This is a genomic window from Rhizobium mesosinicum (genome assembly GCF_019511345.1).
In the GTDB taxonomy this organism is placed as follows: domain Bacteria; phylum Pseudomonadota; class Alphaproteobacteria; order Rhizobiales; family Rhizobiaceae; genus Rhizobium; species Rhizobium mesosinicum.
The window spans coordinates 1-26,033 of sequence record NZ_JAEUAK010000017.1; the positions used below are offsets into that span (position 1 = coordinate 1).

The window sequence follows — 26,033 nt, forward strand, 5'->3', positions numbered from 1 at the left end:
TGCATTATGATCTGGGATATATCGACCTGGAGCAGAGGACTTTGCAAACCATCGACAACCCGTTCGGCACGAGGTTGTCACCCATGTGTCAGGTACGTTTTGTTACCTATGTCTCCGGGCTGGACACTTTTCGGCTGGTCGGAGTGGAGTGATTCGAACACTCGACCCCCACGTCCCGAACGTGGTGCGCTACCAGACTGCGCTACACTCCGTGACCAGCGGCGCCTCTATAGACCGGCCTATCATGTTGCGCAAGCGCCAAAATTCAAAAAGGCGCGGGAATCTTTGACAGGCTCGTGACAGGGCCTTTTGAGCCGGCCGTGCAGCAAAAAGCCACACCCCCTGCAAATTTTTCAGAAGCGGCGAAGTGGCAATTTTCTTTTGCCGGGTTACGCGCTAAAGCGCTTGACGGGACAGGCGAAACCGCCGCGAGGGCGGCTTCGCAGCCACTGGCTAGATATCAGGGACGACACGATGAAACTCCGCATCATGACCGGGGCCGCCGCGCTTGCGATTGCGCTTGCCGGATGCACCACCATACCTTCTGCCGGCAATCCGATCGAGGCCCGCTGGGTCGGCCAGTCGGCCGGCAAGTTCTTTGCCGCCTACGGCCCGCCGCTCAGCGACCGCGACGAAGGCTCGTCGACGATCTACAGCTGGAAGGGCGGCTACAAAACGGTGCGCGTTCCCGCGAAGTATGCCGAAGGCGCCGATGGCAAGCGCGGCAAGCAGATTGCAAGCGCCCGCACGCTCTACCTGCGCTGCCAAGCCGAAATCACCACCAATTCCGACTATACGATCCGCGACATCCGTACTGTGAACGATATTCCGGGCGTGAATGGTCCTTCCTATTGCGCGGAATTCCTGGCGCCGGAACAGAAGTAAGTCTGACTCTTTAAATTTATGAGTTGCGGCCTGCCGGTGAAAATCGGCGGGCTTTTTGTCGTGACGAAGAGAAACCCGAAGGCCCCGCAAGGCTTCACAGCAGGAATATTCCATTAATTGGATCATGGCTGGGGCGCCTGGATTCGAACCAGGGGATGGCGGTACCAAAAACCGCTGCCTTACCGCTTGGCTACGCCCCACCAGAGCTGAAGCGAATGCCGCTTCGCCGAAACGTGGCCTGATTAGCAAAGGTCGGTCTGCCCCACAATCACTAAGTTCACTGCGGCGTCATATTTGTATGCGCGGCCGTGCCGGCATGGTAGGAGTTTGGGGATCGACACAGCCAATGGAGCTACCGTTGAGCCAATATCGCGCCCGTCCGCCAGCGCTTGCGACGCTGATCCTCGACGATGCCGTCGTGCGCGTCACCCAGTGGGATTTCGAACCGGGTGCCGATACCGGTGTTCACACCCATGGATATGGCTATGTGGTCGTGCCGATGACCGACTGCCAGTTCCTGATCGAAGATGCCGAGGGCAGCCGGCGGGTGGATGTCGCCAAGGGGGCCGCCTATCGCCGCGAGGCCGGCACCGAGCACAATGTCGTCAATGCCGGCGACCAACCCATGTCCTTCATCGAGATCGAATATAAATAGACATGTCCGGCGCGAACTTCGATCTTTTCTTCGAGCCCTCTTATGGTCGGGCGGTTCCGGTCGCCGAGAGCGTTCAGCGCCTGACGGCGAATAATCCGAGCCCCTTCACCTTCCGCGGCACCAACAGCTATATCGTCGGCGGTTCCTCGGTCGCGGTCATCGATCCGGGGCCGGAGAACGAAGCGCATTTCGAAGCGCTGATGGCAGCGCTTTCCGGCCGGCAGGTGACGCATATTTTCGTCAGCCACACGCATCGGGATCACTCACCGCTCGCAAAACGGCTGAAAGAGACAACGGGGGCGCTGACGGTCGGCGAAGGGCCGCACCGCCCGTCGCGGCCGCTGCGCGAGGGCGAGATCAACCTCTTTGCCGAAAGCTCGGACACAGATTTCGCACCCGACATCGCCATCGGCGACGGAGAGACGATTTCGGGTGACGGTTGGGCGCTGACGGGGGTGCTGACGCCCGGCCACACTGCCAATCACGCGACCTTCGCGCTCGCGGGCAGCGGCATCCTGTTTTCGGCCGACCATGTGATGGCCTGGGCAACGACGATCGTGGCGCCCCCTGACGGTTCCATGGCGGACTATATGGCTTCGCTCGACAAGCTGATCGCCCGTGAAGACAACCTGCTGCTGCCCGGCCATGGAGGGCCGGTGACGGCGCCTGCGCCGTTCGTGCGCGGGCTGAAGACGCATCGGCGCCTGCGGGAGCGCTCGATCATCGAGCGCATCCGGGCGGGGGACGGCACCATCCCCAAGATCGTCGATATCATCTATCGCGATACCGATAAGCGGCTGCATGGAGCGGCGGCACTATCGGTGCTGGCGCATATCGAGGACCTGATGGAACGCGGCGAAGTAACGGCCGACGGGCCGCCTTCCCTCGTTGCGCATTATCAGTTGGCGGAAGCCTGAAGATGGCGGCGCATTCGGATTACAGCTATCGCGACGACCCTTCCGTACCGGCTTTTGCGGACGACAAGCCGCTGATTCTCTTCGATGGCGAATGCGTCTTCTGCTCCGGCTGGGTGCAGTTCCTGCTGAAGCGGGATAGGAAAAAACGCTACCGGTTCATCGTCGCCCAGACGCCGCTCGGCGAAGCGCTCTACCGACATTACGGGCTGGAGACGCGGGACTACGAGACCAACCTGCTGCTCGACAAGGGTCGCGCCTATTACAAATCGGATGCGACGATCCGGATGCTGGAGGGGCTCGGCATGCCTTGGGCTCTGGCCGGTGTGCTGCGGATCGTGCCGCGGCGGATTGCGGATGCGGCTTATGGGGTGGTTGCCCGGAACAGATTGCGGATTGCCGGGCGGCGGGAGAGCTGCATGGTGCCGACGGTTGAGATGCGGGAGAGGTTTTTGGGGTAGTCTCCCTAAGACTCGTTGAATGATAGCGACAAGTTCGTTGTAAGGGCGTTTTACTATGCCTCACCGTATCCCGGCCCTTCGCATGGCTCAGGGCGTTCGGCCCTGCAATCGATTCACCGGATCGATTGCTGCTGCTCCGCAGCACCGGGCTTGCCGGCCCTTCGCATGGCTCAGAGCGTTCGGCCCTGCAATCGATTCACTGGATCGATTGCTGCTGCTCCGCAGCACCGGGCTTGCCGGCCCTTCGCATGGCTCAGAGCGTTCGGCCCTGCAATCGATTCACTGGATCGATTGCTGCTGCTCCGCAGCACCGGGCCTCACCCACCCGCGATCCCTAATAGTTCGGAGTCGAGGGCACCAAGATACTGCTCGGCCACCTCCGCGCTGAAGCCGAGGTCGTGCTGGCCGTAGCGGGAGGCGACGCGCACGTCGACGAAGGTGGTTTCGGCCTCTTCGCGCAGGCGGATGACGAAATCGAAACGCAGGCCAAGGATGAAGGTGCGGGTCGTGCCCTGCAGAACCACGCCATTGGCGCCGCGGATCAGCTTGGCCACATCATCGTCGTAGGGGCGCGGCGTCGGCACGGGGATGACATCGGGCGAATCGGCGACACCGCTTTCAGGCTGGGTCGGAACGGGCTTGTCTTCCAGTTCGCGGCCGGGCGTCGTGTCGCCTTCGCTCTTGGTGATGGTGATGCCGTTCTGCTTGGCGACCTTCTTGACTGCTTCGAGGACACGGTCGAGCGCGCCATCGTAGCGGCGGCCGGTAAGTTCCGGATAGGCGGCAAGTTGTCTCTCGCGGTCGCCTGATGTCACGACGGGATCACGCGGCAGCCAGATCTGGTCGGCCTGCGGTTGCGACAGCCAGTCGGGTACGGAGGCTGTATCCGTGGTCACGTCATAGATTGCCGGCAGGGTGAAATAACGCTCCGCCGCAAAAGCGCCGATACCGAGCGGAAAGGCGGCATAGATGAGGGCCGCCAGTGCGTTCAGCCCGCCTTCGGCGCCCGTCATCCAAAGGCTGCGCAGGCCGATAGCAGCAAGCAGGACGGCGAGAATCGCGCAGCCGACGGAAACCAGCAGCACCAGGACGAGATAGGGTGTCGCCAGCCCGCCGAAGCGATGGGCAATCAGCACTGCCACCGAAAGCACAAGCGCAAATGCCCCGAAGTGCCGCGAAAAGCGGGCAGCGCTGGAAACGGGACGATCGAAACGGATGGCCATCAAAACTACCGGTTGGTCGGCAGCGACGCATCGAATGCGCCTGCTGCCAATGACTTTCCTACCGCATAATTCCTTAAATCGGAATCGATTAAGGATGAAATTATGCAGTAATTCAAAGTGCTACAGCGTCCTTTACTCGTCTGAAAAGAGGCCCTGCGCCGTGGTGCGAGATTCGTCTAAATTGAAACTCTTGCCTGAGCATTGCCGACGCAATTCACGTAAAGGTCCATGCCGAACGCTGCGGCATTCCATAAGCTGTTGCTCATACGCCGTAAAAAGGCCATTCTGCCGGGGTTTCATGCATGTCCCACGAAACAGGAGAGACAAATGATCTCGTCCGAGACGATGGAAAGGCAGCAGACATCCTCGCTTGGTGGAATTGAGCGCGGAGAACCGCTCTTACCGTTGGAGCTTCTCGAACTCGAACTCTCGCTGGAAGGCTATGCGGGCGGCGAGGCCGGCTTTTGTGAAGTCGTGCGCAAAGCGGCGATCGAAACCGGCGGCGAATTTCTCTTCGACTTGCCGGCGGCAGGCCTTGTGGAGGATTGTCGGCGAATCGCGGTCCTGCGCATCCCGACTTCGGACAAGAAGATGCGGGTGGTTCTGGCCCTGCTCGACCAGAACGGCACGGAGATCCGTATGCAGGCGCCCGATGAGAACAGCGAACATCTGGTGCGTTTCGCCGATGCCTTTATCGAGGTTCTCGAACGGATCTGAACTCTAAAGCTTGACGCGATCTCTAGGATTCGCTTGCCTCACGCTTCAGGTCTTTGTTTTACGCATGTCGTTACCGCAAGAACCGCTGCACACTTTTGCGCGACATGCTAAAGCGCGTCGCGATCTTTCAGATCCGCTCGCTGCGCTTTCGGTCTTTGTTTTTACGCATGTCGTTGTCGCAAAACCGCTGCACACTTTTGCGCGACATGCTTTAGTTGCGCCCGGCTGCGGCTTCCGCCAGCGAGCGGAAGGGAAACTTGCGTCCGCATTCGCATTTCAGCATGAACGTTTCCTGATGGACCGAGGGGCGCTGCACGAAGAAGCCGCGCGGCAGCTGATCCACCTTGAAGTCTGGATTTCTGCGTTTGGCGTCGTCGATCTCGGAAGCTTCGGCAAAGCCGCTATTGCCGCATTGAGGACAGGTGAGTTTCTTCGAGAATCGGTCGCGGATCGCCATGGTGCTCTTTCCAGTGCTGCTGTCTTTGCTCTTACATAGGAACGCAAGGCGGCGAAAGTGGAACCAAGCATGCATCCTGCCGTTCCTTTCTTAGCGAAGGAGGCAATCATGCTGAACAGAAATCCAGTTCCCACACCAAGCGCCGAACCGCCGCCTGGTCCGCAGCCGACCCCTGGTATTCCCGGCCGAATTCAGAAAAATCCGCCGGTGGCCCCGGCGCAGGACCCCAGCGAGCCGAAGAACCCGGAAGGCCGGCCGCTTGATCCGGCGCTGCTGCCGATTGGCGACCCGGCGGGAGCGGCCTGATTTAGCCTGGTTGACGACAGCAGGCAGATGGATTTTCTTGGCTGGAGGTTCATGCTCAAGGAATAGACCGATGCGACCCTATGTTCTGCCGCTTCTCGCCGTTCTGGCCGCCGCGCTTGCCGCCTGCCAGACCCTGACGCCCGAGGAGCGCCGGGCACGCGATGAACAGACCTGCCTCGGCTACGGCTTCAAGCGCGGAACGGACGGCTTTGCCAGCTGCCTGCAGCGCATCGATCTCGACCGTCGCGCCCAGGCTCGGTACGATAGCGACTGGGTTATGGCCGACATGGCTTATAATCTGAACGGTCCCTACGTTTATCCGCGTTATTATCGCTACCGTCACTGAGCGCTCGAGATTACGGCCTGGGCTGCTGCAAGCCGCGCAATCGGCACGCGGAAGGGTGAGCAGGAGACATAGTCCAGGCCGATCGTCTCACAGAAACGGATCGAAGCGGGATCGCCCCCATGTTCGCCGCAGATGCCGAGCTTCATATCGTTGCGCGTGCGGCGACCGCGCTCGGCTGCGATACGGATCAGCTCTCCTACGCCATCGAAATCCAGAGATATGAAGGGATCGTGCTCGATGATGCCCTTGCGCTGGTACGTGGGGATGAAGGCGGAGGCATCATCGCGTGAAATGCCGAAAGTGGTCTGCGTCAGGTCGTTGGTGCCGAAGGAGAAGAATTCGGCGGCCTCGGCGATGACGTGGGCACGCAATGCGGCACGCGGCAGCTCGATCATCGTGCCGACCAGATAATCAATGCGCATGCCGGCTTCCGACATGACGTCCCCTGCCACGGCATCGATCTTCGCCTTCACGTAATCGAGCTCGGAGCGCAGGCCGACGAGCGGCACCATGATTTCGGGAACGACAGCTGCCCCCGTTTCCTTTGCTGCGGCAACCGCAGCTTCGAAGATGGCGCGGGCCTGCATCTCGACGATTTCAGGGTAGGAGATGGCAAGGCGGCAGCCGCGATGGCCGAGCATGGGATTGAATTCGTGCAGCGCGTCGACACGCTGGCGGAGTGCTGCAGGTTCCATGCCCATGGCATAGGCGACTTCGGCCACCTCCTCATCCGTCTTCGGCAAGAATTCGTGCAATGGCGGATCGAGCAGGCGAATCGTCACCGGCAGGCCGTGCATGACGTTGAACAGACCGGTGAAATCGCTCCGCTGCATGGGCAAGAGTTTGTCGAGCGCCACCCGCCTGCCCTGCTCATTGTCGGCCAGGATCATCTCGCGCATGACATGGATGCGCTCGCCCTCGAAAAACATATGTTCGGTGCGGCAAAGGCCGATGCCTTCGGCGCCGAAGGAGCGGGCAGCGCGGGCATCCGCCGGCGTGTCGGCGTTGGTGCGCACGGTCATGCGCCGCGCGCGATCCGCCCAGGCCATGATGCGGCCGAAATCGCCTGACAGTTCCGGCTGGATCATCGGCACTTCGCCCTTCAGCACCTGGCCGGCGGAACCGTCGATGGTGATGATATCGCCTTTTTTCAGCGTCACGCCGATGCCGATCAGCCGCTCGTTGCGGGCGTCGATGCGCATGGTGCCGGCGCCAACGACACAGGGGATGCCCATGCCGCGGGCAACGACGGCCGCATGGCTGGTCATACCGCCGCGCGTCGTCAGAATGCCTTCGGCCGCATGCATGCCGTGAATATCTTCAGGGCTCGTTTCGACGCGTAGCAGGATGACCTTGCGACCTTCCGACTCTGCCTCAACGGCCTCTTCCGCCGTGAAAACGATCTCGCCGGTCGCGGCACCGGGCGAGGCCGGCAGGCCGGAGCCGATCACCTGACGGGTAACACGGGGATCGATGGTCGGATGCAGAAGCTGGTCGAGCGTCGAAGGCTCGATGCGCAGGACGGCTTCTTCCTCGGTAATGACACCTTCGTCCACCATGTCGACGGCGATCTTCATGGCTGCCCGTGTCGAACGCTTGCCGGAACGCGTCTGCAACATCCAGAGCTTGCCGCGCTCGATGGTGAATTCGATGTCCTGCATATCGCGGTAATGGGCTTCGAGTTGGTCGCAGATGCGGCCGAATTCGGCAAAGGCCTCCGGCATCAGCTTTTCCATCGAGGGCTTTTCGGAGCCTGAGGCTATCCGCCCCTCCTCGGTAATGCTCTGCGGCGTGCGGATGCCGGCAACGACGTCTTCACCCTGTGCATTGACCAGAAACTCGCCGTAAAGCAGCTTCTGTCCGGTCGAGGGATTGCGCGTGAAGGCGACACCCGTGGCAGACGCATTGCCGAGATTGCCGAAGACCATCGCCTGGATGTTGACCGCCGTGCCCCAGGCTTCCGGAATATTGTGAAGCTGGCGGTAGGTGACGGCGCGGGCGCTCATCCAGCTTGCAAACACCGCGCCGACGGCACCCCAGAGTTGTACCGCGGGATCCTGCGGGAAGGCCTCGTCGAGCTCTTCATCGATCAGCGCCTTGTAGAGCGAAACCACATGCTGCCATTCCGTCGCGCTGAGCTCAGTATCGAATTCGTGGCCGAGGCGCCCCTTCTCGTCCTCAAGGATTTCCTCGAAGAGATCATTGCCGAGCCCCATGACGACATCGGCATACATCTGGATGAAGCGGCGATAGCTGTCCCAGGCAAAGCGCGCGTCGCCGGCATCATGGCCGAGGGCCTGCACCGTCTCATCATTCAGGCCGAGGTTGAGCACCGTATCCATCATGCCCGGCATCGAAACGCGCGCGCCTGAGCGAACGGAGAGCAAAAGAGGCTGATTGCCCGCGCCGAAACGTCGGCCGGTTATCTCCTCGATACCGGCAATGCCTGCGAGCACCTGCTTTTTCAGATCAGGATCGATCTTGCGACCGTTCTTGTAATAGGTGGTGCAGGCTTCGCTGACAATGGTGAGGCCAGGAGGAACAGGGAGGCCGAGGCTGCTCATTTCGGCGAGATTGGCGCCTTTGCCGCCAAGTATCTCCTTATCTCGCGCCCGGCCCTCAGCCTGCCCGTTGCCGAACGTATAGACCCACTTGGCCATCTTCCCCCCAACACCATTTCGGGAACCAGCTTAATCCCTTGGTGCTGAAATGAAAATCGACAAATGCGGCGAAATGTTGCGCTGCACAATAAATCCGTAAGGGGAGCAAAGATCAAACGATTGAAACGGAGGAGGCGCGGTGCAAAGTGCACAAAAAAAGCTTTGCGGGACTGCAACAACGGTCCCGCAAAGCCTTGTTTCCGTCCGGCCAGGAAAACCGGACGGGGGGTCCATTCATGCCTTGTGACCTTCGGGGTTTATCCCCAACCCGAAGACCGCATTGCAAATTCAACGGATCACAACGACCGATTGCTACTTATCCGTACCGGTGGGGTTGCGATAAAACAACTTCTAATGCAATGCGCGCAAAAGAGCATCACCCAAATGGGGTACGCACCCGGTGTCAGGGTGACCTTTTTTGGTCTTTAATTAAAATGCCGCCTCAAGCCGTTTCGCGGAGACGCTCTGCAGTCTGCAAGTCGACCGAGACGAGCTGAGAAACACCCTGCTCGGCCATCGTGACGCCAAAGAGGCGATTCATGCGGGCCATGGTGATGGGGTTGTGGGTGATAATGACGAATCGGGTCTCGGTGGAGGCCGCCATCTCGTCCATCAGATTGCAATAGCGCTCGACATTGTGATCGTCGAGCGGCGCGTCCACCTCATCCAGCACGCAGATCGGCGCCGGATTGGTGAGGAAGACGGCAAAGATCAGCGCCATGGCCGTCAGCGCCTGTTCGCCGCCTGACAGCAGCGTCATGGTTTGTGGCTTCTTGCCCGGCGGACGTGCGAGGATTTCGAGCCCGGCTTCCAGCGGATCGTCGGATTCAATCAGTTGCAATTCTGCCGTGCCACCGCCGAAGAGGTGGGTGAAGAGGCGCTGGAACTGAGCATTGACGACATCGAAGGCGGCGATCAGGCGTTCACGGCCTTCGCGGTTCAGGCTCTGGATCGCACCGCGCAGCTTTCTGATGGCGTCGATGACGTCATCACGTTCCCTGATGAGCGCTTCCAGCTTCTCGCTGAGTTCCTTCTGCTCCTCGTCGGCGCGCAGGTTGACGGCGCCCAAGCGCTCCCGCTCGATCCGCAGCCGCTCCACCTCGCGTTCGACCTCGCGCGGATCCGGCAACGTCTGCAGTCCCGGCCGGTCGGCAAGGCGCATTGCCTCATGGGGCTGGACGTTCAGCGTCTCACGAATGCGCTGCTCGCTCTCCTGCCGTTTCTCGCGTGCGGAGACGAGGCGCTCCTCGGCGCGGCCGCGGCGCTCGCGGCTTTCGGCGAGTTCGGAGAGCGCGGTTGCCGCCTGGTGGTCGGCATCGCGCTGCAGCAGTTCGGCCTGCGCAAGGAGATCGGCGGCATGGCGGCGGGCTTCGTCGGCCTTCTGCAGCTCTGTCAGCAAGGCGCGACGCTTGTCGTCGAATTCATCAGGCGCCATCTCGAGTTCGGCAGCCTCTTCGCGGGCCTCCTCCTCGCGCTCACGCAGCGTCGCGATGTGGTCCTCGGCGCTGGCTGCACGCTGGCGCCACGTCTCACGCTCCTGGCCGATGGCGACGATGCGGCGCTGGCGGGCGTCGTTTTCACGGTTCAGGCTCTCGTGGCGGGCGCGGGCTTCAGCGAGCGCGCCGCGATCCGTTGCGACCTCGGCTTGCTGGAAGCGCAGCCGGTCGTCGAGCGCGGTCAGATCAGGCGCATCTTCCAGCTCGATGCGGGCGTTTTCCTCCTGAACGGCGACATCCTCGAGCTGCGCCTGCAACTGGCTGACGGCTTCGGCGATGACATCACGGCGGCGAATGAGATCGCCTGAGGCGCGCTCGGCAGCGACCAGCGCCTCTCGCGCCTCGGCCAGCTGGCGGGCGGACAAGCGGCTCATATCGCGGACTTCGGTGAGCCTGCGCTCCTGCTCGCGAATGGTATCGGCGGCAGCGGCAAGACGCTCCTCAGCCTCCGTCAGAACGTCGCGGGCGAGCTCCACCTCGCCTTCCAACTCGGCAAGACGATTCTTCTGGGCAAGACGCAAGGCTGCAGCGCTCGGCGCATCCGCGCCGGCCACGTGACCATCCCAGCGATAGACGGCGCCGTCCTTGGTCACCAGGCGCTGGCCGGCCTTGAGTTGCTTCACCAGACGCAGCGCGTCGGCATCAGCCACCAGACCGATCTGACGCAGGCGGCGGATCAGCGCGGCGGGCGCGCGGACATGGTTCAGCAGCGGCTCGGCGCCAGCGGGAAGCGCAGGATCGCCAGAGCCATCGCCGTTCTCCGACCAGTGGGCAGGCGCGTTCGGGTCAAGCGGGGATTCGAGATCGTCTCCGAGAGCGGCACCGAGTGCCGTCTCGAATCCGCGATCGACCTTCAGCTCCTCGGCGACCGGCGGAAACTCGCCTGCTGCAGCGCCGGCCAGCATGCGCTGGATGGTACGGGCTTCCGTTTCCAGCGCATTGAGCCTGCCGCGCGCCTGCTCGACCGGAGCGCGGGAGAGCGCTTCCGTTTCACGCGCCTTTGCAAGCGCTTGTTCTACCGATTGGGTCGTCGCTTCGGCCTCGGCGACGCTGACCTCGCCAGCCTGAACCACGGCACGCTTTTCTTCCGGATCCGGCAGCGTACCAATCCTCTGCTCGATACCCGCAAGTTCGCGGTTTGCTTCGTCCATCTGGCGCTCAAGTCGCAACTTGCGGTCGGCGAGATCACGGATGGCGCGCTCCAGCTGATTGCGGCCGGCAGCGGCTTCAGCACGTTCTGCCGTCAGGCTGGTGAAGATGCGTTCGCTGTCGGCGAGCTTTGCGGCCGCCTCTTCGAAAGCCTGCCGCGTCTCTTCGGCATAACGGCCGGAATCGGCGAGGATTTCGACGATGTCGGCCTCTTCGGCATCGAGTCTTGCCAGGATAGCGGCATTGTCGGCAACGAGCCGTTCCTCGCGCCTGATGTCTTCGGAAAGCTGCGCCAGGCGGCGCGTAAGCTCCTCGCGACGGCGCAGGATGCGGTTGGCATCCTCTTCGAGCTGGCTGCGGGCGATCTGCAGGCGCTGGAGTGCGGCAGCCGCCCTCGCCTCGCCTTCGCGCAATTCGGGCAGCTTCAGGGCGGCGATGCCCTGATTCTTTGCCGCATCCATCTGGATCTGCGCCTTTTCGGCGACGGCCACAGTTGCCTGGTTGAGCGCGCTATCGGCCTCGGCCTCGGCCTCCTTCGCCTGCATCCAGCGGATATGCAAGAGCATTGCCTCGCGGGCGCGAATATCGGCAGACAGCGTCTTGAAGCGGTTTGCCTGGCGGGCCTGCCGCTTCAGGCTCTCTATCTGGCTTTCGAGCTGCGAGGTGACATCGTCGAGACGCTCGAGATTGCTTTCAGCGGCGCGCAGGCGAAGTTCGGCCTCGTGGCGGCGGGAATGCAGGCCCGAGATGCCCGCCGCTTCTTCCAAGAGCTGACGGCGGGCCTGCGGTTTTGCGGCGATCAACTCGCCGATGCGCCCCTGCCCGACCATGGAGGGAGAGCGGGCGCCGGTGGAGGCATCGGCAAAGAGCAGCTGCACATCCTTGGCGCGGCTTTCCTTGCCATTGATGCGGTAGATCGACCCCTGCTCACGCTCGATGCGGCGGGTGACCTGAATTTCATCGCTGTCGTTGAAGGCCGCAGGCGCGGTGCGCTCGCCATTGTCGAGATAGAGGCCGACTTCAGCGGTGTTGCGCGCCGGGCGGTTTCCCGAGCCGGAGAAGATGACGTCGTCCATGCCTGACGCGCGCATGTTCTTGTAGGAATTCTCGCCCATGACCCAGCGCAGGGCCTCGACGAGATTGGACTTGCCGCAACCGTTCGGGCCGACGATGCCCGTCAGGCCGCGCTCGATGATGAATTCGGTCGGTTCGACGAAGGATTTGAAGCCGACAAGGCGGAGCTTGTTGAACTTCATGCCACCGCCTCACCAAACGAAAAAGCGGGGGCACGGCTCTCGCCGTCGCCCGCTTTCGCAAAACGGTACGGATCAGAGAAGGCTGTCGATGAGGGCCGACATGGTGTCAACCGGCATGTCTCCAGAATAGCGCTTGCCATTGATGAGGAACGTCGGTGTGGCGTTGACGCCAAAATCCTTGGAACCCCTTTCCCGCGTGGCATTCACTTCATCCAACAGCTTCTGGTTCGTCAAGCACTTCGTGAAGCTATCCTCAGTAAATCCGGCAAGCTTCGACATCTGCAGAAGCGCGGCGCGGCCATCATCGGCAGCAGCCCAGACCTGCTGCTGCTTGAAGAGCATGGCGACCATCGGGAAATACTGCTCGGGCGTTGCGAGCTCTTCCGGCTTCTGCGGGTTGCAGCGGGCGAGCATGAAGGCGGCAGCAGCGCGCGGATCGAAGGGGAATTCGCGCAGGACGAACTCGACTTTACCGGTATCGACGTATTTCTGCTTGATCGTATCGAAGGTAGTGTTGTGGAAGTGGGCGCAATGCGGGCAGGTCATCGACATATATTCGACGATCTTGACCGGGGCATCGGTCTTGCCCAGCGCCATTTCCGGTAGCGCGCCAGGGGTCATGACCTTGGCCATGTCGACATCGCCATCCGGCTTCGGGATTTCGGCGGCTGCCTGCGCCGTACCGTATACCGCCATGGACGCGGTTGCGGCGGCGACACCGCCCAGAAGCTGGCGTTTCGTCAGTTGCATTTCAGAGATGCGCATGGGTTCCCCATAAACAAGTGTGGCAGCTAGTTGTGCGATATAACGGCAGCAAGCCGCTAACAAGGCACGCTTCGCCAACTTTCTTCAAAGAATTGTGACCTGCGCGAGACGAATAGTCAAAAGAGCGGAGGATTTAGCTTTATCGATAGACATCGCGGCGATTGCCAACACGCACAACCAGAATCCGGACCGCACCGTCATCGATATCGGCGACCACGCGATAGTCGCCGACGCGGTATTTCCAGAAATCCCCCAACTCGGATCCCTTCAGGGCGCCTGAGCGATCTTGGATCATCCAGCTTTGCAATGCGGTCATTCAGAAAACGGAGAATGCGGGTAGCGGCGTCACGGCCGAGCTTTTCGAGTTCACGCTCGGCAGCGCGGTGAAACTCAATTCTCCACGCCATACCGCGCCATCAGATCCGAGAACGGTACAGTGTCAGCCTCTCCTTTGCGGAGTTCCTCAAGGCGCTTCTCTGCGAGGAAGATGTCTTCCATATCGTCGAGATGCTCCAGGATGGCCTGCCGCGCGTAAAAACTCTTGCTTCGTCCGGTACGTTTTGCGAGTGCATCCAGCCGAGCTTCAATTTCCGGCGGCAATCTTAAAGCGAGCATAGGAACCTCCGTTGCTATACATGTATAGCACTGAACGTCGAGCTGCATCAAACGAAACCTATCGATCGCGTTTTCCCAGTACAGCCGTCCCGAGGCGCGCAATCGCCTGCCTGATTTTTTCGTCCTCCAAGCCCTGCATCATTCTTTCCAGCTTGCGTGCCGCCTCGCCCTTCAAAGGCGGGGGCGGGCGAGAGCGTTTGACATGCTGGTAAACCGGCTTCTGGACGATGCGGAGCTGGTGGACGGCGGCGAAGCCGAAGAAGCTGTTGATGCGCTGGATGAGTTCGCCCTGCGCATGGGTCAGAAAAAGTGCGCGTGCGCCTTCGCAGGCGACGGTCAGCACGCCGGGACGGAAGCTGCCGTCATCGCCGCCGCGCGCCCAGGCTATCTTTTCGGGCCGGGTGCAATCGGCGAAATCCTCACCGGCGATTTCGTCCCAGGAACCGAGGAGCGCGCTGTTGATGCCGGCACGGCGGGCGAGAACGGGATCGATGATGCCGTTCGTCAGCTCGGAAATCTGCTTCCCATCTTTGCGTGGATTACTCATTGAAACCTTGGTAAACGGCATCCAGTCGCGGTGGCCGGCTTGATCCCATCGCATTGCTTCGCCAAGTATAGAGCACTTCCCCCGATCGCGGCAAATAATGACGATACGCACACAGGACGCGCCGACCGCCTCCCCTCTTCTCGAATGGTATGACCGCCATCATCGCGACCTGCCGTGGCGGGTTTCGCCGCCGATGGCCAAGCGCGGCGTCAAGGCCAATCCTTATCACGTGTGGCTGTCCGAGGTGATGCTACAGCAGACGACGGTGCAGGCGGTAAAACCCTACTTCGCCAATTTCCTGGCGAAATGGCCGTCGGTGACGGATCTCGCCGATGCGCCTGTCGAAGCGGTGATGGCCGCCTGGGCGGGGCTTGGCTATTATGCGCGTGCGCGCAACCTGAAGAAATGCGCCGAAGCCATTGCGAGCCAGCATAGTGGCGTCTTTCCCGACACCGAAGAGGGCCTGAAAGCCTTGCCCGGCATCGGCGATTATACGGCAGCGGCAGTGGCGGCGATTGCCTTCAACCGGCAGGCGGCCGTGATGGACGGCAATGTGGAGCGGGTGATCTCGCGGCTCTATGCCATCGCCACGCCGCTTCCAGCCGGCAAGCCGCTGATGCGCCAGAAGGTGGCTCTGCTGACACCAGCCGACCGGCCCGGCGATTTCGCCCAGGCCATGATGGATCTCGGCGCTACGATCTGCACGCCGAAGCGACCGGCCTGTTCGCTCTGTCCCTTCAACGGATCGTGCGAGGCGCTCAGGCTGCACGATCCCGAGCAGTTCCCGGTCAAGGCCGCGAAGAAGGATAAGCCGATCCGGCAAGGTGCGGCCTTCGTGGCGGTTACCTCCGACGGCGATATCCTGCTTCGGCGGCGGATCGAAAGCGGCCTGCTCGGCGGCATGACGGAGATTCCGACGACGGCGTGGAGTGCGCGGCAGGATGGCGAAACGTCAGCCGAGGCGGCACCCTTCAAAGGCGGCTGGGAGAGTGCCGGCACCGTCACCCACGTCTTCACGCATTTCGAACTCAGGCTTTCGATCTTCCGCATAACAGTCCCTGCCCCCGTCCAGACCAATAACGGATGGTGGGAGCCGGTTATAAATCTTGAAGCTCAGGCCCTGCCGACCATCATGAAAAAAGCGATCGCAGCGGCTATTCCTCTCGCGTTCAAAACAGCCAAGGGATGACTATGGCAAACGACATCAAGCATATCGTTTTCGATATTGGCAAAGTTCTCATTCATTACGATCCGCATATTCCCTTCAGCCGGCTTATTCCCGATGAGGCCGAGCGCAACTGGTTTTTCGCCAATGTCTGCACGCACGACTGGAACATCGAGCAGGACCGCGGCCGCACCTGGGCGGATGCCGAGGCATTGCTGATCGAACAGCATCCGACCCGCGAAGAGCATATTCGCGCCTTCCGCAAGAATTGGCACGAGATGGTGCCGCATGCCTATGAAGACAGCGTTTCGATCATGGAAGGTTTCATCAACGGGGGCCTGGACGTGACGATGCTGACGAACTTTGCCTCCGATACGTTCCGCGAGGCGCAGGAGCGCTTCCCCTTCCTGAAGAAGACGCGCGGCGTGACCGTTTCCGGCGATGTCGGCCTCATCAAACCCGATATCGCGATCTATCAGACGCATGTGAAGAGCTTCGATCTCGATCCGGCCGCGACGATCTTCATCGATGACGCACCTGCCAATGTCGAGGGTGCCAAGGCTGCCGGCTGGAACGCCGTGCTTTTTACCGGCGCCGACAGTTTGCGCGCGGACCTCGCAACCTATGGACTAAAGGCCTGAGCCATGTCTTTCGATCCCGCAAAGGCCATCGACCGTTTCCACGCGGCGATCAACGATCTCGATTTTCCCGAGATCGAACACTGGTTTGCCGAAGATGCGACCTACGTCTCCAACGGTGTCGGCAGCCTTGCCGGCCGGGCCGAAATCATGGCCGCCTTCCGCCGCTACTTCGACGATTATCCTGATCAGACCGCGGAGAATTCGCTGGTCGAGACGCTGACGCCGCTCTCGGGCCGGGCCGTGTGGTCTGTTCGGGCAACGCACAGCAAAACCGGAAAGCCGTTGATCCGCGAGGGCGAGGAGACGATCACCTTCAACGAGGACGGTAAGGTCACGCGCGTCGATGTGACTGATTACCAGGAGTTTTGAAGCGGCAAGAGCCTGGAAACAGGAGGCCCGGGGTTTTTACAGCCCCTGGCCCATTATTGCTTCTTCTGTAACTGGAGGTACAAACCGGAAGAAGAGGTCGTTCGGCCTTGCAAGGATGTCGCTCAACCCAGCTTTGCTAGGTCACTGCGGATGACGGACCTGAGATCGTCGATCGGGCGCAGGGATTGCCCGTCGTCGAAGTGCCAGAAGGTCCATCCGTTGCATGCGTCAAGGCCCTGGACTTTCGCGCCAAGGCGATGAATGGAGCCGGCCTCGCCGCCTGCGGCGACCGTGCCGTCGGCGCGCACTACGGCGCTGTAGCGCCGCTTGGCATCCATCAGCACCTGGCCGGGCTTGATGAGGCCGCTTTCGACCAGCACGTTAAAGGCGACACGCGCTTCAGCCTTCTTGCCGGTCATCACAGTCAATTCCGCCTTGCCCAGCGGCTCGACGGCAGCGATGCGGGCAGAGGCCGCATCGATATAGTCCTGCTCGCGCTCGATGCCGACGAAGTGGCGGCCAAGACGCTTGGCGACGGCGCCGGTCGTTCCCGAGCCGAAGAAGGGGTCGAGGATGATATCACCGGGCTTGGATGAAGCCATGATGACGCGGGCAAGCAGGGCTTCCGGCTTCTGTGTCGGGTGGATTTTCTTGCCGTCGCCGCCCTTCAGGCGCTCGTTGCCGTTGCAGATAGGAAAGAGCCAGTCGGAGCGCATCTGCACGTCGTCATTGGCAGCCTTCATGGCATCGTAGTTGAACGTATAGCCTTTGGCCTTGGCGTTCGGGCTTGCCCATATCATCGTCTCATGGGCGTTCTGGAAGCGGCGGCCCTTGAAATTCGGCATCGGGTTGGTCTTGCGCCAAACGATGTCGTTGAGGATCCAGAAGTTCAGATCCTGCAGCGTGGCACCGACGCGGAAGATGTTGTGATAGGAGCCGATGACCCAGATCGTGCCCGTCGGCTTCAGAACGCGGCGGCAGGCGAGCAGCCACGCGCGGGTGAAGGCGTCGTAGACCTCGAAGGAGGCGAATTGATCCCAATCGTCGTCGACGGCATCGACCAGCGACTGGTCCGGCCGGTGCAGAGTGCCGCCGAGCTGGAGATTGTAGGGCGGATCGGCGAAGATGACGTCGACGGACTGGCTTGGAAGAGCCTCAAGGGCTGCAACGCAATCACCCTTGATGATCGTGTCGACCCAAGTGCCCGGCTTTACGGAAGTCTTGAGGTCGGCAAGCGGAAATACAGACGCCATGTGGATACTCACTCATACGCTTTACGCTTAACTGTCCGTTATGGTTACGCAAGTTGGTTACCAAAGCCTGAAGCACAGACCTGTTTCGGGAAAATATTCCGTTTCGCGTATAAGAAAGGGACAGGCGCATGGACACGCCCGCTCCTATTTCACTCAGCCGCAGGGGACATGTGGACCTGCCTGCTATCCTCGGGCGCCTCGGCCCGCTCGACCATGCCGTAGTCTCTGACGACATGGCCGATGCGCAGGCGATAATCTGCGAAAATGCTGTTGCGGCCGGCCTTCTGGGCTGACCGATGGGCTTCGAGATTGCGCCACTCGCGGACCGCTTCCTCATCGCGGAAGAAAGACAGAGAGAGGATCTTGCCGCGGATCGTGAGGCTCTCGAAACGCTCGATGGAAATGAAGCCGTCGATCTTTTCGAGTTCGGATCTGAGCTCGCCGGCAAGATCGAGATAGCGATGGCGCTCGCCGACATAGGGGATAACCTCGAAAATGACGGCGATCATGGCAGCACCAGCTTCGCGTGAGGGGCCGAGACGTTCTTCAGAAAGATACGATCTTCCTTCAGGATGAACCGTTCGCGGCGGGCGAATTCATAGTTCTCCTTGCCGAGCGGATCGGCGGCGAGCCTTCCGCGATAGGCCTCATAGGCCGCAAGGCTTTCAATGTTGTAGACACCGTAAGCCGTTGTTGCCGAGCCCTCATGCGGGCCGTAATAGCCGACCAGATCGGCGCCGTTTCGCGGAATCGCCTGCCCCCAGTTGCGGGCATATTCGGCAAAGGCCTCCTTGCGGAAGGGGTCGATCTCGTAGCGGATGAAGCAGGTGATCATCGGTTTTCTCCTTTCGTGTGAGAGGAGTTTTCGCACATTGCGGTACGAGAATGCTTCGGTTACGATCGAAGTATGAAAGAAGGACCCGACATAGCGCAGATCGGCGCGCTCATCGGCGATCCGGCGCGCGCCAATATGCTCGCGGCCCTGACGGGCGGCCGCGCGCTGACGGCGACCGAGCTTGCAGCAGCCGGCGGCATCACGTTGCAGACGGCGAGCACCCACCTCTCGAAGCTCGAAACCGGCGGGCTGCTGGCTCAGCGCAAGCAGGGGCGGCACCGCTATTTCACGCTTGCCGACGAGGCCGTGGCGCGGCTAATCGAAAGCATGATGGGTCTTGCTGCAAGCCGGGGGCATCTGCGCCACCAGCCCGGCCCGAAGGATCCGGCGCTGCGCAAGGCGCGCATCTGCTACGACCATCTCGCCGGCGATTTTGGCGTGCGTATGCTGGACAGCCTCGTTGCGTCTGGTGCGATCGATGCCATCGGCGACGGGCTCGCGGTGACTGCCAAGGGCGAGAGCGATTTGCAATGCATCGGCATCGATGTCGGCAGCCTCAAATCCTCGCGCCGGCCGCTCTGTCGCTCCTGCCTCGACTGGAGCGAACGCCGCGCCCACCTCGCCGGCAGTCTCGGCAGGGCGCTGCTTTCGAATTTCATGGAAAAGGGCTGGGTGCGGCGAATGCCGGAAAGCCGCTCGGTGGTCTTTTCACCGGAAGGCGAGCGGCAGTTCCTGAAGCTGTTTCCGTTGGAAAACTAGCAGGGCGCGACCAACGTGTTCCTGAAATGATTGCGGGCGACAGTGCCGCAAAGTTCGCTCCATTCGCAGTCCTCACAGGCATTGCGGATGGTATCAGCAGCGAAGGCACGCCGTAATCTCTTCAGCACGGATTGATCGGGAACAAGGCGAGTGCCTTGTTCTATCCGCACGCCAAGAAGCTTGCCAACAGCTTCGGCGGCAGTTTCATCCCGGCGCTTTGGGCTCGGCAGTAGACAATGTGCAGCGGCCTCCGACAGCAGGGGAGCGCAGATATCGTCTGGGCCGGAGACGATTTCGATCTCCTCTCCGGCTGAGAGGCGCTCTGCGATCCGGCGGTAGTTGGCGGTGAAGGCCGGAGTGTAGCCCTCACCGACGAACGTCAGCATGCAGAGCAGATGATGGGCGCGCAGCCTGACTGTCAATGCAGTTCAGCCCGGCCGCCGTACATGCGGATACCTTTGAGCACCGCCGCAGCGAGTGCGGACTTCAGCACGCCGCCGAGGATGAAGGGCGCAACGCCGAGCAGCCAGCCTTTTTCCGCGCCGATCAGAGAGGCGAGATAGAGGCCGCCAAGGGCGAGGCAGAAGATGTTGGCGGCAAGGTGAGCGACGAAGCTGCGCACGACGTTGTCACCGGTCCAGCCGCGTTCGGCGAGCCAGCCCACCATCAGCGCCATCAGCGGAAAGGCTACGAGATAACCGGCTGTCGGGCCGGCGAAGGGCGCAAGACCGCCCGAACCGTTTGCCAGCACCGGTGCGCCGAGCATGGCTTCGCCGAGCCAGGCGAGAACGGTGAGCGTGCCAAGACGCCAGCCATAGAGCCCCCCGATCATGGTGACGGCAAAGGTCTGCATGGTGATCGGCACCGGCACCATCGGCACGGAGATCTGCGAGGCAAGGGCCAGCACCAGCGTGCCGGCGAGAACGAAGAGATATTTGACGACAATCGACCGTGCGGACAGGCGCAGCGGATCGAAAGCGAGTGTACGGGACTGGTCAGAGAGGGACATGAATTCTCCTTTTCAAAATTATAGATAATTTTTGATTCCCATCTATTTGATGACGGAGATTCTTACGCAACGCAAGAGCAGGCGTGGGGATTCGAATGCGGCCAAACCATAGTCGAGCACAATCGCGCCGAAACGGCCGTAAAATGAGCCAATCTCCCACGTTCTGAAATTATCTATAATCTTGGAATTCAGCCGACGATAGCAAAAGCTTGCCGCTCGCCGCCCTTCTGGGCGGGCTGCGGAGCGCGTCCGATCCACTGCACATGCTTCTGCAGTATGGAGGCAGCCTCTTCCGCCTTGCCCTGGCGAAGTGCGGCAAGGATGGCACGATGGTCGTGATCAGTGCGCTTTTCCCAGCCCGAACGCCAGGCCGAAAACAGGAAGCGGGCGCTTGCCGCATGCAGGTCGTCGATCGAAGCCAGCAGGCGCGGCATGGCGCAAGGGGTGAGGATGAGACGGTGGAAGCGACGGTTCGCCTCTTCCCAAGCGTGGACATCGGCAGCGGCATCCCCCTCGCGTGTCGCCTCTTCCGCGGCATCGAGGATGGCGGGCGTCAGGTGGCGGCCGGCGTGCTTCAGGGCGAGAACTTCGAGGGCGGCGCGCATTTCCGCCACTTCGCGCACTTCGGCGAGATCGAAGGAGGCGACGCGCACACCACGGCGCGGCTCGCTGATCGCCAAGCCCTGCGCTTCAAGCCGGCGAAAGGCCTCGCGTACCGGCACATGGCTGGTCTCGAACTCCTCGGCGATGTGGTCCTGCCGGAGACGCGCGCCGGGCGCGAGTTCACCATGCACGATGCGTTCTGCAAGCACGCGGGCAATACGCGCGGCGATGGTGTTGTCTTCGGGTTCCCTGCTCATTGTCATCCAGTAGCGAGCCCGGCAGGGCTTGTCGAGGTGGCATGAAGGCTCTTCCCGCAAAGCTGCCCGCGCCGCGCAATCCAGCCATGCCCCGTCGCCGGTTGAGCTTTCGGCTACCATCGTGTAAAGCCGCATCATCCCCGAACAAGGCATGAGTACATGGACGGCTTCGACCTCATCATTTTCGACTGCGACGGCGTTCTGGTCGATTCCGAAATCATCGCAGCGGATGTCGAATCCAAGCTGCTGACGGAAGCAGGCTATCCGATCAGCGTCGAGGAGATGAACGAGCGCTTCGCCGGTCTAACCTGGCAAGACATCCTCTTCCAGATCGAACGGGAAGCCAGTATCCCGCTTTCGGCATCGCTCATCGATCAGTCGCAGAAGCTTCTGGACATCCGGCTCGAACAGGAAGTTCAGGCCATTCCCGGCGTCGAATTTGCTGTCAGCCGCCTGTCGATGAAGCGCTGCATCTGCTCGAACTCCTCGAGCCGGCGGCTCGACATGATGCTGAGCAAGGTCGGCCTGAAGAAGCTCTTCGCGCCCAATATCTTCTCAGCAAAGGACCTCGGCCCCGACCGCGCCAAGCCGAAACCGGATATCTATCTGCACGGCGCCAGCCAGATGGGCGTTCCGCCCGCCAAAACGGTCGTCGTCGAAGATTCCACCCATGGCGTCCATGCCGCGCGCGCTGCGGGCATGCGGGTGATCGGCTTCACCGGCGGCTCGCATACTTACCTCTCGCATGCCGACAAGCTGACGGATGCGGGCGCGGAGACGGTCATCTCGCGGATGAACGATCTGCCGGGCGTGGTCGCCGCGCTGGCGGAATGGGAAGGCGTGCTTTAGGGCACTGCCTTCTAGTCTTTACACAAGCTGAACGTCGAGCTCGTAGACCTACGGGCTCTTTCACATCCAAATGATTGCTAGTCGCGCAGCCGCACATCCCGCGTCACCACGGTGTATTCAACTGTATCAGGTCGCGAGGAGCCGATTGCTTAGCTGCTCTTCTTTTTGGAATTTTTGGCGTTCTTGGCTGGCTGGGTATCGAAGCCAACGTTGACGCGAACCAGCGCGCCGGAGCCGACCGGCATCTTGACGCCTTCGTGGCGGAAAATGACCTGAGCTGCCGGCGCGCCCGGCGGAATTTCGGTCGGGAAATTGATGACTTCCGACGACAGCACGTCCTGACCGTCCAGCACAGAGATGCGGATCGGCAGGGTAACCGGACCCGGAGTACCGCCCGGACCGGCGACGAGGCGAAGCTTGGCCACGACAGTCATCGAAAGCGCTGTATCGTTCAGGGTGCACTGGCGGGTGTAGTCGCTAAAGGACGCCTGGAAGACGACTTGCTGCGGATCGCCGGTCTTTGCGCCCTTGGCATAGGTGCGATAGATCGCGTCCTGGTCACGCATGAAGATCTGCGGGCAGGCGCCTTGCACGACGGGGGCGACATTGCCTTGTGCGGTGACGCCGGTGCCGATCGGGGCCTGGTTCGACGAAGGGTTGGCCGGCGCGACCGGCATAATCTGGGCATTGCCGTTCGGCTGCAGCGGAGCGGGGCCGCTGCTCGCAGCTGCAGCTTCAGGCTTGCTGTCGCCGCCGAGGCCGAGCGAATTGCAGCCGGCAAGAGCCGCAAGAAGCGATGCGGAAACGATGAGACGAGAGACCTTGCCGAGCACGATATTCCACCCCTTGCAAACGCTTTTCTTCTAGGTTTCTGCAGGTTCTTGCGACTTTCGCGCAAGGCCTTTCATGACAGTTGGCGATGGTCTATATCAGCGGCGCAAAGAAAAATCGATTGGGTAAGCACCGTTTTGATGCACTTTTCGGCGCCGGATGGTGGCAACTTCAATAGGATACCTGCGACACTGCCCCGACAGGCCGTTAAGCCTCCTCTTTTCGGCGGAACGGCAGCGTTTCGTTTGCGCGCCGAATTTCTCCAGCCATAGATCAAGGATGACGAACGTGGACTATATCTCGACCCGCGGCGAGGCCCCTTCCCTCGGCTTTTGCGACGCCCTTCTGACGGGGCTGGCGCGCGACGGCGGCCTCTACGTTCCCCGCAAATGGCCGAGCTTTTCCAAAAAGGAAATCCGGGCGCTGCGCGGCAAGAGCTACCAGGAGATCGCCTTCACCATCCTTTCGCCCTTCACCAATGGCGAAATTCCGGACGAGACCTTCCGGTCGATGATCGATGATGCCTACGGCACCTTCCGCCATCCGGCGATCGCGCCATTGGTGCAGACTGGCCCGAACAGCTTCGTCATGGAACTGTTCCACGGCACGACGCTCGCCTTCAAGGACGTGGCGATGCAGCTTCTCGCCCGCCTGATGGATTATGCGCTGGAAAAGCGCGGCGAGCGGGCAACCATCGTCGGCGCCACTTCAGGCGATACGGGCGGCGCTGCGATCGATGCCTTCGCTGGCCGCGAACGCACCGATATCTTCATCCTCTTCCCGCACGGCAAGGTCTCGCCGGTGCAGCAGCGGCAGATGACGACGTCGACATCAGGCAACGTGCATGCGCTTGCCGTCGAGGGGAATTTCGACGATTGCCAGACCCTCGTGAAAGCCATGTTCAATGACGCCACCTTCCGCGACAAGGTGAAGCTTTCCGGCGTCAACTCGATCAACTGGGCGCGCATCATGGCCCAGATCGTCTATTATTTCACGACGGCTTTGGCGCTCGGGGGGCCGGACCGGAAAATCTCGTTCACGGTGCCCACAGGGAATTTCGGCGATATCTTCGCCGGCTACTGCGCCAAGCGCATGGGCCTGCCGATCGACAAGCTCGTCATCGCTACCAATGAGAACGATATCCTGGCGCGGACGCTGAAGACCGGCCGTTATGACATGAAGGCGGTGAAGGCGACCACCTCGCCTTCCATGGATATCCAGATCTCCTCCAATTTCGAGCGGCTGCTGTTCGAAGCCTATGACCGCGACGCCTCCAAGGTTCGCGCCGCCATGGAAAGTCTTAAGCAATCCAATGGTTTCGAAATTTCGCCCGAAGCGCTGAAATTCATCAAAAAGGATTTCCGCGCGGGCCGCGCCAGTGAGCGCCAGGTGGCGGAAACGATCCGCAAGACCTATGCTGAAACCGGCTATCTGCTCGATCCCCATTCGGCGATCGGCGTCTTCGTCGCCGCCAAGCGCGAAAAGCCTGGCACCCCGATGGTGACGCTTGCGACTGCGCACCCGGCGAAATTCCCGGCTGCCGTAAAATCCGCCTCCGGTATTGACCCGGCGCTTCCGACGTGGCTTGCTGATGTGATGCACAGGGAGGAGCGCTTCCAGATCATCGAGCCCGAGCTCAAAGCGGTTGAAACCTTTATCGGCAAGCATGCCCGCAGCTAGATCAAGGCGCAGAAAGATAGCACATGACAGTTGAGTGCACCCGGCTCAAATCCGGGCTGACAGTAGTCACACAGACCATGCCGCACCTTGAAAGCGCTGCGCTCGGAGTCTGGATCAAATCAGGTTCGCGCAACGAAACAGAAGACGAGCACGGCATTGCCCATCTGCTCGAACACATGGCCTTCAAGGGAACGGCACGCCGTTCCGCCCGTGAGATCGCCGAGGAGATCGAGGATGTCGGCGGCGAAGTGAATGCTGCGACCTCTACCGAGACAACCTCGTATTATGCCCGCGTTCTGAAGGATCACGTGCCGCTCGCCATCGATATCCTCGCCGATATTCTGACGGAATCCGCCTTCGAGGAGGAAGAGCTGGAGCGCGAGAAGCAGGTCATTCTGCAGGAGATCAACGCGGCCAACGACACGCCCGACGACGTGGTGTTCGACCGCTTCTCCGAGGTCGCCTATCGTGGCCAGACGCTTGGGCGACCGATCCTGGGCACGCCTGAGACCGTCGTTTCCTTCACGCCGCAGCAGATCCGCACCTATCTCGGCCGCAACTATACGACCGACCGGATGTTCGTCGTGGCGACCGGCGCCGTCGAGCATGACGAATTCGTGCGCATGGTCGAAGACCGTTTTGCGAGCCTGCCGAGCGAGCCCAATGCGCCGCCGGTCATGGAGCCGGCGCGCTATATCGGCGGTAATGTGCGCGAACCCCGCGATCTCATGGACGCACAGATCCTGCTCGGCTTCGAGGGCAAGGCCTACCACGCCCGCGATTTCTACTGCTCGCAGATCCTTGCCAATATCCTGGGCGGCGGCATGTCTTCGCGCCTCTTCCAGGAAGTGCGCGAGTTTCGCGGCCTCTGTTACTCCGTCTACGCCTTCCACTGGGGCTTTTCCGATACCGGCATCTTCGGCATCCATGCCGCGACCGGCGGCGAGAACCTGCCGGAATTGGTGCCTGTCATCATCGACGAGCTGCACAAGTCTGCAGACAGCATCCACCAGAAGGAGATCGAGCGTGCCCGGGCGCAGATCCGCGCCCAGCTTCTCATGGGCCAGGAAAGCCCCGCCGCCCGCGCCGGCCAGATCGCCCGGCAGATGATGCTCTATGGCCGTCCGATTTCCAATCCGGAGATGATGGAGCGGCTGGAGGGTATCACCATCGAGCGCCTGACCGATCTTGCCGGCCGCCTCTTCTATGATACCGTCCCGACGCTCTCGGCGATCGGCCCTCTCGAGCAGCTTGCCCCGATGGAAGACATCACCGCCTCGCTTTCGGTTCCCGCGCCGAAGACGAAGCAGGCAAGCCTTTGACCGGCACT

At 61.3% G+C, this 26,033-nt stretch carries 29 protein-coding genes and 2 tRNA genes; 14 read left to right on the forward strand and 17 right to left on the reverse strand.

Annotation, left to right across the window (positions count from 1 at the left end; genetic code table 11):
* Positions 1 to 135: 135 nt before the first annotated feature.
* Positions 136 to 212, reverse strand: a tRNA-Pro gene (locus tag JNB85_RS28740).
* Between the two features lie 262 nt (positions 213 to 474).
* Here JNB85_RS28740 and JNB85_RS28745 point away from each other — a divergent pair.
* Positions 475 to 885 carry a hypothetical protein gene (locus JNB85_RS28745; protein WP_220337813.1) on the forward strand — a complete coding sequence of 137 codons (411 nt, stop codon included), beginning with the start codon at positions 475 to 477 and terminating at the stop codon, positions 883 to 885.
* 125 nt (positions 886 to 1,010) lie between these two features.
* Here JNB85_RS28745 and JNB85_RS28750 read toward each other — a convergent pair.
* Positions 1,011 to 1,085 (reverse strand) — tRNA-Gln (locus tag JNB85_RS28750).
* A 158-nt stretch (positions 1,086 to 1,243) separates the two neighbouring features.
* Between JNB85_RS28750 and JNB85_RS28755 the strand changes: the two genes are divergently transcribed.
* Genes JNB85_RS28755 through JNB85_RS28765 form a run of 3 tightly spaced genes read left to right on the forward strand, consistent with a single transcriptional unit; the run spans position 1,244 to position 2,915 of the window.
* On the forward strand, positions 1,244 to 1,540 hold the full coding sequence (locus JNB85_RS28755; protein ID WP_220337814.1) for a cupin domain-containing protein: 297 nt from the start codon (positions 1,244 to 1,246) through the stop codon (positions 1,538 to 1,540).
* A 2-nt stretch (positions 1,541 to 1,542) separates the two neighbouring features.
* A complete protein-coding gene (locus JNB85_RS28760; protein WP_220337815.1) occupies positions 1,543 to 2,457 on the forward strand; it encodes an MBL fold metallo-hydrolase in 915 nt (304 codons plus the stop codon).
* Positions 2,458 to 2,459: 2 nt separating this feature from the next.
* Complete coding sequence (locus JNB85_RS28765) at positions 2,460 to 2,915, forward strand: thiol-disulfide oxidoreductase DCC family protein (RefSeq protein ID WP_220337816.1); 456 nt, start codon at positions 2,460 to 2,462, stop codon at positions 2,913 to 2,915.
* Between the two features lie 317 nt (positions 2,916 to 3,232).
* On the opposite strand, the gene JNB85_RS28770 is transcribed toward JNB85_RS28765, so the two are convergent.
* Positions 3,233 to 4,138, reverse strand: a complete 906-nt coding sequence (locus JNB85_RS28770) for a DUF1499 domain-containing protein (protein ID WP_220337817.1) — start codon at positions 4,136 to 4,138, stop codon at positions 3,233 to 3,235.
* A gap of 327 nt (positions 4,139 to 4,465) precedes the next feature.
* Between JNB85_RS28770 and JNB85_RS28775 the strand changes: the two genes are divergently transcribed.
* Positions 4,466 to 4,855, forward strand: a complete 390-nt coding sequence (locus tag JNB85_RS28775; RefSeq protein WP_220337818.1) for a hypothetical protein — start codon at positions 4,466 to 4,468, stop codon at positions 4,853 to 4,855.
* Between the two features lie 211 nt (positions 4,856 to 5,066).
* Here the strand turns inward: JNB85_RS28775 and JNB85_RS30865 are convergent, their stop codons facing one another.
* Positions 5,067 to 5,312: a hypothetical protein gene (locus JNB85_RS30865; RefSeq protein WP_183745064.1), complete on the reverse strand. Its 246-nt coding sequence runs from the start codon at positions 5,310 to 5,312 to the stop codon at positions 5,067 to 5,069.
* Between the two features lie 108 nt (positions 5,313 to 5,420).
* On the opposite strand from JNB85_RS30865, the gene JNB85_RS28785 reads away from it, so the two are divergent.
* The gene (locus JNB85_RS28785) at positions 5,421 to 5,618 is read left to right on the forward strand and encodes a hypothetical protein (protein ID WP_220337819.1); all 198 of its coding nucleotides are present in this window, start codon (positions 5,421 to 5,423) and stop codon (positions 5,616 to 5,618) included.
* Positions 5,619 to 5,688: 70 nt separating this feature from the next.
* Positions 5,689 to 5,964 carry a hypothetical protein gene (locus tag JNB85_RS28790; RefSeq protein WP_220337820.1) on the forward strand — a complete coding sequence of 92 codons (276 nt, stop codon included), beginning with the start codon at positions 5,689 to 5,691 and terminating at the stop codon, positions 5,962 to 5,964.
* Here the strand turns inward: JNB85_RS28790 and ppdK are convergent.
* The 6 genes from ppdK to JNB85_RS28820 all read right to left on the reverse strand — a co-directional run bounded on the left by ppdK (position 5,958) and on the right by JNB85_RS28820 (position 14,452).
* Entirely contained in the window at positions 5,958 to 8,624 is a 2,667-nt protein-coding gene (ppdK, locus tag JNB85_RS28795) for a pyruvate, phosphate dikinase (RefSeq protein WP_220337821.1), read from the reverse strand. The two genes, JNB85_RS28790 and ppdK, sit on opposite strands and share 7 nt — an antisense overlap.
* A 442-nt stretch (positions 8,625 to 9,066) precedes the next feature.
* The gene (locus tag JNB85_RS28800; protein WP_220337822.1) at positions 9,067 to 12,525 is read right to left on the reverse strand and encodes a chromosome segregation SMC family protein; all 3,459 of its coding nucleotides are present in this window, start codon (positions 12,523 to 12,525) and stop codon (positions 9,067 to 9,069) included.
* A 72-nt stretch (positions 12,526 to 12,597) separates the two neighbouring features.
* Positions 12,598 to 13,290 (reverse strand): DsbA family protein, encoded by a 693-nt coding sequence (locus JNB85_RS28805; protein WP_183745076.1) that lies wholly within the window; start codon positions 13,288 to 13,290, stop codon positions 12,598 to 12,600.
* A 139-nt stretch (positions 13,291 to 13,429) separates the two neighbouring features.
* Positions 13,430 to 13,585 carry a type II toxin-antitoxin system RelE family toxin gene (locus JNB85_RS31160; RefSeq protein ID WP_338050381.1) on the reverse strand — a complete coding sequence of 52 codons (156 nt, stop codon included), beginning with the start codon at positions 13,583 to 13,585 and terminating at the stop codon, positions 13,430 to 13,432.
* A gap of 95 nt (positions 13,586 to 13,680) precedes the next feature.
* The gene (gene relB / locus JNB85_RS28815; RefSeq protein WP_220337906.1) at positions 13,681 to 13,905 is read right to left on the reverse strand and encodes a type II toxin-antitoxin system RelB family antitoxin; all 225 of its coding nucleotides are present in this window, start codon (positions 13,903 to 13,905) and stop codon (positions 13,681 to 13,683) included.
* A 58-nt stretch (positions 13,906 to 13,963) separates the two neighbouring features.
* Complete coding sequence (locus JNB85_RS28820; RefSeq protein ID WP_220337907.1) at positions 13,964 to 14,452, reverse strand: DUF721 domain-containing protein; 489 nt, start codon at positions 14,450 to 14,452, stop codon at positions 13,964 to 13,966.
* A 97-nt stretch (positions 14,453 to 14,549) separates the two neighbouring features.
* Between JNB85_RS28820 and mutY the strand changes: the two genes are divergently transcribed.
* Genes mutY through JNB85_RS28835 form a run of 3 tightly spaced genes read left to right on the forward strand, consistent with a single transcriptional unit; the run spans position 14,550 to position 16,627 of the window.
* On the forward strand, positions 14,550 to 15,641 hold the full coding sequence (mutY, locus tag JNB85_RS28825) for an A/G-specific adenine glycosylase (RefSeq protein WP_220337823.1): 1,092 nt from the start codon (positions 14,550 to 14,552) through the stop codon (positions 15,639 to 15,641).
* Positions 15,642 to 15,643: 2 nt separating this feature from the next.
* Positions 15,644 to 16,258 (forward strand): HAD family hydrolase, encoded by a 615-nt coding sequence (locus JNB85_RS28830; protein WP_220337824.1) that lies wholly within the window; start codon positions 15,644 to 15,646, stop codon positions 16,256 to 16,258.
* 3 nt (positions 16,259 to 16,261) lie between these two features.
* A complete protein-coding gene (locus JNB85_RS28835) occupies positions 16,262 to 16,627 on the forward strand; it encodes a nuclear transport factor 2 family protein (protein ID WP_220337825.1) in 366 nt (121 codons plus the stop codon).
* Positions 16,628 to 16,749: 122 nt separating this feature from the next.
* Here JNB85_RS28835 and JNB85_RS28840 read toward each other — a convergent pair whose 3' ends face one another.
* The 3 genes from JNB85_RS28840 to JNB85_RS28850 form a co-directional block, all read right to left on the reverse strand.
* Entirely contained in the window at positions 16,750 to 17,880 is a 1,131-nt protein-coding gene (locus JNB85_RS28840) for a site-specific DNA-methyltransferase (RefSeq protein ID WP_220337826.1), read from the reverse strand.
* 149 nt (positions 17,881 to 18,029) lie between these two features.
* Positions 18,030 to 18,389 carry an antibiotic biosynthesis monooxygenase family protein gene (locus JNB85_RS28845; protein ID WP_220337827.1) on the reverse strand — a complete coding sequence of 120 codons (360 nt, stop codon included), beginning with the start codon at positions 18,387 to 18,389 and terminating at the stop codon, positions 18,030 to 18,032.
* Positions 18,386 to 18,715: an NIPSNAP family protein gene (locus JNB85_RS28850; RefSeq protein ID WP_220337828.1), complete on the reverse strand. Its 330-nt coding sequence runs from the start codon at positions 18,713 to 18,715 to the stop codon at positions 18,386 to 18,388. The genes JNB85_RS28845 and JNB85_RS28850 overlap by 4 nt, the downstream gene beginning before the upstream one ends.
* A 72-nt stretch (positions 18,716 to 18,787) precedes the next feature.
* Between JNB85_RS28850 and JNB85_RS28855 the strand changes: the two genes are divergently transcribed.
* Entirely contained in the window at positions 18,788 to 19,474 is a 687-nt protein-coding gene (locus JNB85_RS28855) for an ArsR/SmtB family transcription factor (protein WP_220337829.1), read from the forward strand.
* On the opposite strand, the gene JNB85_RS28860 is transcribed toward JNB85_RS28855, so the two are convergent.
* The 3 genes from JNB85_RS28860 to JNB85_RS28870 all read right to left on the reverse strand — a co-directional run bounded on the left by JNB85_RS28860 (position 19,471) and on the right by JNB85_RS28870 (position 21,343).
* Complete coding sequence (locus tag JNB85_RS28860; protein WP_220337830.1) at positions 19,471 to 19,896, reverse strand: DUF1284 domain-containing protein; 426 nt, start codon at positions 19,894 to 19,896, stop codon at positions 19,471 to 19,473. The two genes, JNB85_RS28855 and JNB85_RS28860, sit on opposite strands and share 4 nt — an antisense overlap.
* Positions 19,893 to 20,483, reverse strand: a complete 591-nt coding sequence (locus JNB85_RS28865; RefSeq protein WP_220337831.1) for a biotin transporter BioY — start codon at positions 20,481 to 20,483, stop codon at positions 19,893 to 19,895. The genes JNB85_RS28860 and JNB85_RS28865 overlap by 4 nt, the downstream gene beginning before the upstream one ends.
* 188 nt (positions 20,484 to 20,671) lie before the next feature.
* Positions 20,672 to 21,343: a GntR family transcriptional regulator gene (locus JNB85_RS28870; RefSeq protein ID WP_220337832.1), complete on the reverse strand. Its 672-nt coding sequence runs from the start codon at positions 21,341 to 21,343 to the stop codon at positions 20,672 to 20,674.
* A gap of 159 nt (positions 21,344 to 21,502) precedes the next feature.
* Here JNB85_RS28870 and JNB85_RS28875 point away from each other — a divergent pair, with 159 nt between their 5' ends.
* Positions 21,503 to 22,192 (forward strand): HAD family hydrolase, encoded by a 690-nt coding sequence (locus JNB85_RS28875; RefSeq protein ID WP_220337833.1) that lies wholly within the window; start codon positions 21,503 to 21,505, stop codon positions 22,190 to 22,192.
* Positions 22,193 to 22,341: 149 nt separating this feature from the next.
* Here JNB85_RS28875 and JNB85_RS28880 read toward each other — a convergent pair whose 3' ends face one another.
* Positions 22,342 to 23,028, reverse strand: a complete 687-nt coding sequence (locus JNB85_RS28880) for a hypothetical protein (RefSeq protein ID WP_220337908.1) — start codon at positions 23,026 to 23,028, stop codon at positions 22,342 to 22,344.
* Between the two features lie 274 nt (positions 23,029 to 23,302).
* On the opposite strand from JNB85_RS28880, the gene thrC reads away from it, so the two are divergent.
* Together thrC and JNB85_RS28890 are read left to right on the forward strand one after the other, a co-directional pair.
* Entirely contained in the window at positions 23,303 to 24,703 is a 1,401-nt protein-coding gene (gene thrC / locus JNB85_RS28885; protein ID WP_220337834.1) for a threonine synthase, read from the forward strand.
* A 23-nt stretch (positions 24,704 to 24,726) separates the two neighbouring features.
* Positions 24,727 to 26,025, forward strand: coding sequence for a M16 family metallopeptidase (locus JNB85_RS28890; RefSeq protein WP_220337835.1), 1,299 nt, complete (start codon positions 24,727 to 24,729; stop codon positions 26,023 to 26,025).
* Positions 26,026 to 26,033 lie beyond the last annotated feature (8 nt).